This window comes from Pelatocladus sp. BLCC-F211, assembly GCF_041928655.1.
In the GTDB taxonomy this organism is placed as follows: Bacteria; Cyanobacteriota; Cyanobacteriia; order Cyanobacteriales; family Nostocaceae; genus Pelatocladus.
Genome location: NZ_JBHFLM010000176.1, coordinates 1 through 1,022 on the forward strand (window position 1 = coordinate 1; position 1,022 = coordinate 1,022).

Consider the following 1,022-nt stretch of genomic DNA (forward strand, 5'->3'; position numbering starts at 1 on the left):
ATTGTGGATTGTTACTTTCTGATAGAGCTTTCTGTAAACTTTCTTTCTGTGATTGATTCAAGTATCCTTGAGCAGGCATAGTAGTAGCTTCACGAGTTTATCCAGTTTACATTTTATGCAAATTAGGTGTGGAACAGCTTAAGAAACTTTCAGTTGTTCAATGTTTTCAAACTGTTCATTGCGCTGGGGATGTTCACCTGTTGTCAACCGTTTCTGGGCTTTGCGTTTGCGATAATTGTACTTCTCCAACAGTTGGTCTACTACTGTGACACTTACTGTTATCCCCTCACTTTTTAATAGTTCAGCAATCTCTTGTCGATTCAAATTCGTCCATTTAACCTGTTCATCCATTGGTGAACCTGCTGTATGCCGAGCAATAACTTTTAAAAATGTCGCATCAAGTTGTTCTATCGTCTCAAAGGCTGACTTGCGTCCTCCTCCACTGCGACGAATCTCACTCATGCTCATGGCTGATTCATCATCGAGTTCCTCTATCCCAAACCGAATTGTGTAGTAGTCACACCCAAACAGTTGGCTGATATAAGTTATCCCTCCCCATCCCAGTTTCACCGCTTCTATTGCCGCATACCGACGACGATCTTTTTCCGACAACGAGTGGTAAAACTGTTGCATTTGTTGCTCGACTTTGAAAGGATAGGGATTCATCGCATCAGAAGTTGGTCACTAGATAAGTTCAGCCTATCATTGCTCTGTCTATTTTTGGATATTATTTAATTCTCAATCCTTAATTCTTGCCCATCTCCCCCGAAAAAAATCGCTCTCGTCATTATACTAGATAGGCATGGCTTTTTATAGTACTTATGTATTATTAAATCATTTGAAGCGATCGCATGGTGCAACACGAGTAAGGTGCGATCGCAATCTCCAGACCTTCATACTTGGGGAAGAGGTAATATATTACCAGGACAATTGTCATTATGTATGGCTCGTAGCGCTCTGGGATAGTTATGAAAGAAACTGACGCGCTTAACACAAGTAGAAATGCCTGTATCAAAAAAATC

The 1,022-nt window shown here is 40.7% G+C and carries 2 protein-coding genes; both read right to left on the minus strand.

Translation table 11 applies throughout. The features are described 5' to 3' along the window. Nucleotides 1-138 precede the first annotated feature (138 nt). A complete protein-coding gene (locus ACE1AT_RS21660) occupies nt 139-666 on the minus strand; it encodes a hypothetical protein (protein ID WP_374872073.1) in 528 nt (175 codons plus the stop codon). A gap of 163 nt (nt 667-829) precedes the next feature. Then, the coding region (locus ACE1AT_RS21665; protein ID WP_374872075.1) for a hypothetical protein at nt 830-1,022 on the minus strand (193 nt) is incomplete at its 5' end.

Excerpts from the sequence above, each read along its gene's own strand:
- ACE1AT_RS21660 (WP_374872073.1), bottom strand. The coding sequence starts at position 666 with ATGAATCCCTATCCTTTCAAAGTCGAGCAACAAATGCAACAGTTTTAC.